8 protein-coding genes are annotated in these 10,255 nt (G+C 38.6%); all 8 read left to right on the top strand.

The genetic code is table 11. The features are described from left to right. Nucleotides 1-92: 92 nt before the first annotated feature. The 8 genes from HZA38_00325 (at nucleotide 93) to HZA38_00360 (ending at nucleotide 9,911) form a co-directional block, all read left to right on the top strand. Nucleotides 93-695, top strand: coding sequence for an RNA polymerase sigma factor (locus tag HZA38_00325; GenBank protein ID MBI5413948.1), 603 nt, complete (start codon nucleotides 93-95; stop codon nucleotides 693-695). A gap of 6 nt (nucleotides 696-701) precedes the next feature. Continuing rightward, nucleotides 702-1,481 carry a hypothetical protein gene (locus tag HZA38_00330; GenBank protein ID MBI5413949.1) on the top strand — a complete coding sequence of 260 codons (780 nt, stop codon included), beginning with the start codon at nucleotides 702-704 and terminating at the stop codon, nucleotides 1,479-1,481. A gap of 110 nt (nucleotides 1,482-1,591) precedes the next feature. Continuing rightward, on the top strand, nucleotides 1,592-2,053 hold the full coding sequence (locus HZA38_00335; protein MBI5413950.1) for a hypothetical protein: 462 nt from the start codon (nucleotides 1,592-1,594) through the stop codon (nucleotides 2,051-2,053). A 150-nt stretch (nucleotides 2,054-2,203) separates the two neighbouring features. Beyond that, nucleotides 2,204-4,732 (top strand): S-layer homology domain-containing protein, encoded by a 2,529-nt coding sequence (locus HZA38_00340; protein MBI5413951.1) that lies wholly within the window; start codon nucleotides 2,204-2,206, stop codon nucleotides 4,730-4,732. 124 nt (nucleotides 4,733-4,856) lie between these two features. Further along, nucleotides 4,857-5,006, top strand: a complete 150-nt coding sequence (locus HZA38_00345; GenBank protein MBI5413952.1) for a hypothetical protein — start codon at nucleotides 4,857-4,859, stop codon at nucleotides 5,004-5,006. A gap of 174 nt (nucleotides 5,007-5,180) precedes the next feature. Further along, nucleotides 5,181-5,600: a DUF1761 domain-containing protein gene (locus HZA38_00350; protein MBI5413953.1), complete on the top strand. Its 420-nt coding sequence runs from the start codon at nucleotides 5,181-5,183 to the stop codon at nucleotides 5,598-5,600. A 156-nt stretch (nucleotides 5,601-5,756) separates the two neighbouring features. Next, complete coding sequence (locus HZA38_00355) at nucleotides 5,757-6,947, top strand: hypothetical protein (protein MBI5413954.1); 1,191 nt, start codon at nucleotides 5,757-5,759, stop codon at nucleotides 6,945-6,947. Between the two features lie 264 nt (nucleotides 6,948-7,211). Continuing rightward, a complete protein-coding gene (locus HZA38_00360; GenBank protein ID MBI5413955.1) occupies nucleotides 7,212-9,911 on the top strand; it encodes an HAD-IC family P-type ATPase in 2,700 nt (899 codons plus the stop codon). Nucleotides 9,912-10,255 lie beyond the last annotated feature (344 nt).

Here is a 10,255-nt window from a genome sequence, read left to right on the forward strand (position 1 = left end):
CTCCCTACTCCCTACTTCCTAATTCCTTATTCCTTATTCCTTATTCCTACTTCTTTGAGATCAGAAAAATAGTGAAAGAAATTTTTAAAAACATGCGTATCACCCATCAGATGAGGAATTCAGAACATACACTTCTTTCGGATGAGGCACTGGTTCTTGCATCACATCAAGACATGAATGCCTTTGGATATCTTGTAGAAAGATATGAAACCTTGCTGCTCAGATATATTATGCGAATTTCCAGTTTTTCCCGGGAAGAAGCGGAAGAGATTCTCCAAGAAATATTTGTAAAAGCATGGAGACATCTCAATGATTTCGATTCATCTCTCAAATTTAAAAGTTGGATATATCGTATCGCTCACAATGAAACAATTTCTGAATTTCGAAAAGCGGAATCGCGTGGGAAAGGAAACGAGATCTCTTGGGACGAAGAGATCCTTGCAGATTTTCCATCAAAAATAGACATCGTCCATGAAGTCCATCAAAAACTCCAATCAGAACATATCCGCAAAGTTTTAAGCCTTCTGAACGAAAAATATCGCACTGTTCTCATTTTATTTTTTTTAGAAGAAAAAAGTTATGAAGAAATTTCTGACATTCTCCAAATTCCGACAGGAACTGTAGCAACATACATAAAACGTGGGAAAGAATCCCTCAAAGATCTTCTCAAAAAATACTCCGATATTTCTCAATAAAAACTCATGAGTCAATTTTCAGAAAAAATCACCGGCAAGATCCAAAAAGAGGATATCCATCCAATTCCTCACTGGGAGTTTGTTCTGAAATATTCCATTTTTTGGGGACTTTTTTTGATCGCGGCGATTTTGGGAGCCGTTGCCTTCTGTCTCTTTACCTATATTTTCTTTGAAACAGATTATGAAGCATTTTTACGATTTCCCAGATCAGAGTTATTTATTATTATTATTCGACCATTGATTTTTTGGATAATTTCTTTTGGCGTTTTCCTTTTGGTCGCATTTTTTGGAATTCGCCACACGAGAAAGGGATACCGCATTCCGCCTCTTTATTTCATTTTTGGAAATGTGATTGTGAGTATTCTCCTCGGAACACTTCTCTATGGAATAGATGGAGCTGAACGTTTCGATGAATTTGTAGCTGATACTGTGCCGCTCTACCACTCCATGCACATGAGAAGAATCAATTTATGGTCGCAGCCAGAAGTTGGACTTCTCTCGGGAGAAGTCCAAGAGAAAAATGACAATACGCTTACTCTCGAAGATTTTTTTGAGAAAAAATGGAAAGTCGATATTAGTGCGGCATCTGGGATAAATCTCCTTATTTCCACGAATGGTCAAAATATTATGATTCAGAGAAGAATTATTAAAGTTCTCGGAAGACAGACTTCCGACAATGAATTTTTTGCTGAGGAAATTCTTCCGTGGAGAAGATCAAATCCCGATTTTCAGAATGATCAAATGCAAAAAATGATACAGATACAAATTGAGATGCATTTGAGATAATGATGAGGAAATCGAAATTATTTTTTTGAAAGAAAATATGATTCTGAGACGTATCAGGAAGTGAACACGAGTCGACGCATGTTCACCTTTTATTCTTTTTTCCTCGAAATATGAAAACTCTCTACGTCCTCCTCGGAGGAACTGTCTTTGCTTCACTTTTCTTTGTAATTTTGTCAGCTTCACTTCCTTCGTTCGCCGCAAACGAGAGTGGCACGAGTTTAGCGAGTAGTCAGCAATGGATAACTTCTGAACAGCATGAACAAATAAAACAAGCGATAGAAAATGGAGATTATGAAACTTGGAAAACATTAGTTCCGGAAAATAGCCCGATGGCACAAAATATTACCGCTGAAAATTTCTCACTTCTCAAAGATCTTTATGATGCCAGGAAAGCTGGAGATGCTGCAAAAGCAAAAGAAATTGCTGGCAAGCTCGGAATACCAGTTGGAAAATTTGGAAGAGGTGTTGGCATGATGAGCTGGTTTGGAGGAAGAGGCGGAATGATGGGCGGAGGACAACATTGTGACCACTTTGATAATGATGCGGAAAAATCCGAGACAAAAACTGAATAGAGTTCTTCTCCGCAATGTTTGTCAAAGAGGAGCAAAGAAATTTGCTCCTCTTTTGTTTATATTTTTCAATTTTTAATACTTTTTGTTTTCATTTTGTACATCTCTTGTGCAAGAATATTCTCAAAACTTTTTCTTTTTCCTCAGTTATCAATGAAAAAATTCTCTTTTTCACTCAAGTTCTTTGCGTTCATCTCAGTGAGCATATTTATATCATTTATTTCTCTAACATCTTTCGCGAGTACTTCTGAGAGCGAGAAAGCTCTGGTAACTCTCTCGGGTGATGGAACTCTCGGAATTATTGATCTCTCTACAAATCGCGTCGTAAGTACTCTTTCTCTTGGCGGCGTTCCTACTGGAGTTGTCGTTACCCCTGATGTGAAAATTGCTCTTGCTGTAAATAATGACAGTGAAGAGATCGTCGTTATTGACCTCTCTGACAATTCAGTGCTCGGAAGCTTCAAAATAGGAAAAACGAATTTGAGTAATCTCGAAGAGATCGCTCTCACTCCTGATGGGAAAAAAGCTCTTGTGACTTTTTCCGGTGATGGAACTCTTCAGGTGCTTGACATCAATATCGATTTTCAAAATCCCGCTGTATATGAGAAAAATTTGACGGTACTCGGCACCATTTCTCTTGGCGGTACTCCTACTGGAATTGTCGTGAGTCCTGATGGAAAAATAGCGTTCTCTTTGAATACTTACAGTGAAGAAATCGTCGTCATTGATCTCTCAAACAATTCAGTTATCGGAAGCTTCAGAATAGGAAAGAACGATTTCAGTAATTTGGAAGATATCGTTCTTACTTCTGACGGGAAAAAAGCTTTCGTGAGTTTTCCGGGGGATGGAATTGTTGAGGTGCTTGATATCAACATGGATTTCAAAAATCAGGCTGTATATGAAAAAGATTTAACTGTACTCAGCACTATTATTACGGGAGGAGTTCCCACAGGAATAAGTATCACTGCTGACGGCAAAAATTTGCTTGTTGCCGATAATGAAAAAGAGCTGGTCCTCGTCATTGATCTTTCGAATAACTCCATAACAAAAAAAATAGCTGTAGGAAAGAATGCCTTTAGTAATCCAGAAGATATTGCTGTTATACCTAATTTAGATAACAATACTCCACCGACTCCTCCTCCATCAGACAATGCTCCACCCACTACTCCGCCAACTTTGCCACCAGAGATGATGCCCCCGACATCGAATGGACAATATGATGTAATTCCTGATGCGGACAAGCTTCCTGCACTGACAAAGCAGAGAGTAATTGAAATTTTGAAAGAACACTTTACGAAGAGATACGGTGAGAATCTCATTTACAATCAGCCTTCTTCGGAGAAAAAAAATCAGGGACCAGAAACTTGCTTTAAAAACACAGGAGCCCTTAAGCCCTATCAGGATGGCTCGGGATGGTGGATATATTCCTATTTTTGTATTGCAGAAACATCAGATCCTATTTCTCGACAAGACGCCGCACTGTATCTCACATCTTTGTTGCAATTGCCGGTTATTGCAGATCCTCAAGCAAAACCATTTAAAGGAACAATCCTCGAATATAATCAATTTACTCCGCATTACAGGTCAGTACTCTATTTTTCTCCTTACTTGTACACAGAGCAGGTAGAGAAAAAAATTGTCTATAATACTGAATCCAACATTAGTGAATCTCAATTTCTCAAGTGGATTGATTCGCTTGAGGAAGGAGAAAAGTCTGGATTTCATAGGGGAGCACAGGATTGTGCTCAAGAAAAATTTTACAAGTTCTTAGAACAGGATAAATTTCTATTTTTCAATGATAGTGGAAGAATGAAATGTGTTGCGTCTATGGAGGATGTATGCCAAGTAGATCTCTCCAAGAATGACACTTTTCGTGATCTTAATCCTTGCAACACAGCACTTGATGATCGACTACAGGAAGAAACGTTAGCGGATGGATTTGAGTGTAAAAAATATGAAATATGGTGGTTTTCATCTACTGGATGTACACAAATAAAAGATGATCCGTGCAATTCCTTATTTCCTACAAAGAAAAGAGGATACTATCCATCTTTAGACGAATGTACAGAAGCAAACAACGGGAGAACAACACCCATTCCAAGAGCTGGGTATGAAGATCCCGTACTTGTAAATTCTGACGGTGCACTCAATCCATTTCCAGATACCGATATTTCTTCACTTCCGGGAAAGGCTGCAGCGGAACTTTTTAGACGTGGAGTCATCGGCGGGCGACGCAATGGAAATTTTGAAGGAGACGCACTCGTAAACCGTGCAGAATTCGTAAAATTTGCTCTTTTGGCACGATTTGGCAAAGTAGATGAAATTGAGAATAATGGGAAATTCCCCGATCTTAAAACCGGAGAATGGTATATGAAGTTTGTTCTTGGTGCTGCAAAGCTGGGAATCATCCAGGGATATCCTGATGGAAAATTTCGTCCTGAATTAGGAATAAATACTGCTGAATTTCTCAAAATGATCACCATTACCTTCGATATAGAAAAAAATCTTCCGTATTCCTACTCAGATGTCACAGAAGGAGATTGGTTTTCCGAATATGCAGGAGCTGCAGAGAGATACGAAATCTTTCCTGAAAGAACTGAAAAATTGGAGCCGGGAAGATATCTCACTCGTTATGAAGTTGCTACTGGAATTTATCAGTTTTTGAAAAATAGAGAGGAATAAAGAATCTCTACAAAATTATTGCTTGATGCGATTATTTTTTTGAAAGAAAATGCGATTCTGAGGCGTATCAGGAAGTGAACACGAGTCGACGCATGTTCACCTTTTATCCTTTTTCCTTCGAAATATGAAAACTGTATACGCCATGCTCGGAGGAGCTGTTCAAAAATACGAACTCTTTCCCAAAAAAACTGAAAAATTTGAGCCAAGCAAATATTTAACTCGTTATGAAATCGCTACTGCAATTTGCCAATTTCTGAAAAATAGAGAGGATTAAAAGGTCTCTGAAAATTTATGAAAAACTGCACATTTCGAACTTTGGAAGATGCAGTTTTTCGTCGTAAATGAAATAGTTCAACACAAGACTTTCACCATTTGAAAAGTCGGCTTTATTGACACGTTTTTGATGTTTTTTAATAATAGGTGCAATTTACCATTTCACCTTTTTCATATGATTCTTCCATTTTCTTCTGTAAATTGGGTCGCAGTGCTCGTTTCAACAGTTGCAATGATGGCTTTTGGGATGCTCTGGTACTCTTCTCTCCTTTTTGGAAAAGTATGGATGAGATCAATCGGAATCAAAGAAGGGGAAATGCCATCAAGTGAAATGGGAAAAGGCGTGATTCTTGGTCTTATAAACCAATTCGTGAGAACTTCTGTCCTTGCTCTCGCACTTATCATTATGTCTCCAAAAACTCTTCAAGAAGGTCTTCTTTATGGAGGAATTTTATGGCTTGGTTTTGAAGCAACAGTTATATTTGGAGGAGTGATATGGGAAAAGAAGCCCCATGATTTCTTCTGTGTAAGCGTGTGTTTTAATTTCCTGAGTATGCTTATTTCAGTACTGATTCTCATGAAATGGCCGTGGTAAAAGAGGAATTGGATTATTGGAATTGTCGGATGCTTCATCGTCAGTGCCTTTTGCGGTTTGATATTTGGAGCAATATATAATCTCTGTGCGAGGTGTGATAAAAATTCTGATTGCTGCCCTGAGAAAAAATTCGTGTAATAGTGTATAATTTCCCCAGTGAACAATCTCAATAAATACGAGCAGGCTATCATAAAAAATGCAGACTGGTTCATCTCTCTGCAAAAGGAGGAAGGCTACATTGATGCTGCCGGAGATGAATTTTATGGAATTCGAGGCGATGCAACGCTTGTTGGACATTCTGTCACCGTGCGAATGTATGCTTATGCTCTTACAGGAGATGAAAAATATAAAATCTCTGCGAAAAAATCTCTCGATTGGCTTGCAGAAAGGCAAGATGCTCGTGGTGGTTGGAAAAAACATGCGGGATATACTCTTGACGCCGCTCAGTGTGTTTTTGAAGGATTCAGCACATACACCCAAATTTCGGGAAGCGATGAATATCATGAGGTGATGAAGAAATCAGCACAGAGAATGACTTATGGAACAATCCGTCCAGACGGCTCATTACTTCTTCCGAATGTCATTGAAATTGGCGAATATGCACATTTTTCTTTCCTTGCTTGGAAAAGAACCGGAAATGAAGAATTTAAAAAAGCAGGAGAAGCGATCTTAAAAAATATTTGCCAAAATTTTGATGAAAATGAAGGCTATTGGAATCCATACGATAAGAACCAACCAACACCATTTCTTGCTTCTGTGATTCGCCCAATTTTGCGTTGGATTATGTACATTTTTCCGCCGAAAGGAAAACTCCTCGCAAAAATCAGCGGATATTTGCTCCCGTATGTCGTGGTTCCTCCACACCCTCAGTACAGCATGAACATGATGGACGCGGAGTCGCTCCTTGATACACTTGATGGATCATGTGAATTTCCTGAACTCAAAGAGCAGACGAAAAAAGCGATCGTCTGGGCAACGGAACATTGTAAAGGTCCATTTTCGGGAACTTTGGTGGAGTCAAAAATTACGGAGAAAAAAGATGAGGTGTATCCAGTTCCCATAATCAACGACACAAAAATGGCGGCGTTGTGGCCTACAACCTGCCTCCTCCTCGCATATTGCGGACTTCAGGAAGCCCAGTATAAGGAAAAAGCACAAGAAATCGCCGATTGGCTGGTAACGGTACAGGATGACAAAGGCGGATTTTACAATTTCCAAAACCCAGACGGGAGCTTTCATCCTCTCCAAAGCGGAAATGTAAATTTTTACGGGTCCATGGCACTTTGGATATATAATGAAGTCTATGATGGCGGAAAAATACAGCTATTTACAAAAAAACATGAATAACCTTAGAGCCTGTTCAAAATCTCCATATTCTACTGCAAAACTCATATTTTGGCTGCAAAACACTCAGATTTCGTCGGCTTATTCCCGATAAACCTCCTCAATCTTCATGTTTTTCGCTCAAAATCTGAGTTTTTCGTCACGAAAGAGAGATTCTGAACAGGCTCTTAGCTCAGAAATTTGAAGGTATTTCCCTTGAAGAAGAGCATAGCGGGTCGCTTTTTCTGGTGAAAAATGATAGAATGTGGTGAATTCCCATCATTCCCTATGAACCAAAATACGAACGAACACAAAATTCCCATCGAAGAACTTTTGAAAAATGTAAAATCCTCTCCGAAAGGACTCACGTCAGGAGATGTGAGTGCAAGACTCAAACAATACGGAAAAAATGTTCTAAAGGTGCATACCGGAGAGCTTCTCCTTATAAAATTCTTGAAACAGTTTACGAATTTTTTTGCACTTTTGCTCATCACTGGCTCTGGACTTGCATTCTTTGCAGAAAATCTCGATCCGGGAAAAGGAAATATCTTCATCGGCTGGGCGCTTTCTGGAGTCGTTATCCTTAATGCTATTTTCACTTTTTTTGAGCAGTATCAATCCGAACGCATCATGGCATCATTTCAAAAAATGTTGCCACGAGAAGTCGAAGCGCTTCGAGATGGGAAAAAAACTCTTGTGCGTGCAGAAGAACTTGTTCCCGGTGATATCATTTTTTTGGAAGAAGGTCAAAAAATCCCGGCAGATGCCAGGCTTCTGGAACATAATTCTATGAAAATCGACCACTCTTCGCTCACCGGAGAAAGTGATCCACAACTTCGAAAACTGGAATGTACTCATGAAAATATTTTAGAATCCCGAAATATGCTCTTTTCGGGATGCCTTGTTCAAAGCGGAAATGGAATTGGTGTTGTCTATGGAACTGGGATGAACACTCAAATTGGAAAAATTGTTGAGCTCACGAAAAGAACAAATACCATATTGAGTCCGCTTCAAAAAGAACTCCAGCACTTTATTCGCATCATTTCAGCAATCGCCATCGGACTTGGGGTAATTTTCTTTTTTGTAAGCATTCTTCTCGGACAACAATTTATTGGAAGTATTATTTTTGCTATCGGAATTATCGTGGCAAACGTTCCAGAAGGACTTCTTCCAACCGTAACGCTTTGTCTCACGATTGCCGCACGAAGAATGGCGAGAAAAAATGCGCTTATTAAAAATCTGGATTCTGTCGAAACTTTAGGATCGACAACGGTAATTTGTACCGATAAAACGGGAACTCTCACAGAAAACAATATGAGTCTCCAAAATATATGTTTTGGAGGAGAACATTGCATCTCTGTTGATATGTTTGACCGAGAAAAAATACCAGACGAAATTCTCAAGGTGCTCGTTCTCTGTAACAACGCTCACTACAGCGCTGAACACAAAACTTTTGTAGGAGACCCGACGGAAACAGCTCTTCTCAAATTTGTATCTGAATTTGAGAGTATCGAAAATTTTACGAAAAAATATCCGCGAATTCATGAATATCCCTTTGATTCAACGCAAAAACGAATGATTAGCGTGAATAAAGAGAGAGAAAAAATGGTGGCGTATATGAAAGGTGCTCCAGAAGTCGTGTTAAAAAAATGCATGAAGTATTACAACGGAAAAGGAATCGTACCGCTTACCGATAAATATTCACAAAAAATATTAAATTCCTACAAACTCATGGCATCAAAAGGAAATCGTGTTCTTGCTCTTGCGTATAAAGAATCTCCAGAAGAAAACCTCAAAGAAGAAAAATTCATTTTTCTCGGAATGGTGGGAATGATCGATCCTCCGCGAAAAGAAGTTTTTGAAGCTCTAAAAAAGTGTGCATCAGCTGGAATAAAAGTCATTATGATTACTGGAGACTACAGCCTCACCGCGGAGGCAATTGGAAGAAAAATAGGACTTATTCCTGCTGGAAAAAATGTCACCATTATCAAGGGAGAGGAATTACAGCGCATGTCTGAGTCAGAACTGGTGAAAGCATTGCAAAAAGAAAATATTTTATTTGCCAGAACAAATCCAATTCAAAAATTACAAATTGTAAAAGCACTTCAAAAAATGGGACATGTCGTCACGGTAACGGGTGATGGCGTAAATGATGCTCCAGCGCTCAAAAATGCAGATATGGGCGTTGCCATGGGAAAAAGTGGAACAGAAGTCGCCAGGGAAGCGAGTGATATGGTGCTCATGGATGATAATTTCGCAACAATTGTTTCTGCTATTCAGGAAGGACGGACTATTTTTGAAAATATCAAAAAATTTGTTGCGTATATTCTTACGAGCAACGTCCCCGAAATTCTCCCCTTTATCGCCTTCGCGCTCTTTCAAATTCCCCTTCCTCTTACGGTAATTCTTATTCTCTCCATTGACCTCGGAACAGATCTTCTTCCAGCCCTCGGACTTGGAGTCGAGAAAGCCGAACACGATATTATGCAGAAAAAACCGAGATCGAAAGATGAGCGCCTTATGAGCAAACAGCTCTTTCTCATGTCATACGGAATTATCGGTATGCTGCAGGCAATAAGTGGATTTTGTGTTTTCTTTTTTATTCTTTTCCGCGGAGGATGGAAATGGGGACAGATCTTAGATGCCAATGATTCACTCTACCTCACTGGCGTGACAGCTTATTTTGCCACCGTCATTTGGTGTCAAATTGCAAATGTATTCACCTGTAGGACAAGAAGAGAATCGATTTTCTCCGGAGGAATATTTACAAATAAACTCATTATTTTTGGAATATTTGCTGAGATCGTTCTCTTAAGCATAATGGTGTACGTACCGTTTGTTCGACCATTATTTGGAACGCATTCACTCTCTTTCTTAGAGATTTCCCTCGGAATTCCTTTCGCTTTCGTTATATTTTTTGGAGCGGAACTTCGAAAAAAATTATTGAGAAATGGGAATAAATTTGTGGAGAAACATTTTACGTGGTAAGAAGTTAATTACGAATTATGGGTTTCAGAAGATAAATCTCTGAAAAATGTAAAATTTTGAAGGTAAAATGTAAAAATAATTTTTAATGTTTAATTTTTAATTTCTAAAAAAATCTTAACTTTTAAACATTTTGGCTTAGAATTTTTTTTACATTTTACATTTTGCATTTTGCATTTTACATTTTTTCTCTCCATAATTTCGTAATTCGTAATGGCTTTGTTGCACAAATCATAATATAGAGACTCAGGAAAGAGCAATTTTCTTTTTCTAAGGTTTTCATACTATTTTGTAACTTTTTGGCATTCCGAGAGCAGTCATACTATTCAAAGCAGAACATATAAGAA

The organism is Candidatus Peregrinibacteria bacterium, assembly GCA_016220175.1.
Lineage (GTDB): Bacteria > Patescibacteriota > Gracilibacteria > CAIRYL01 > CAIRYL01 > JACRHZ01.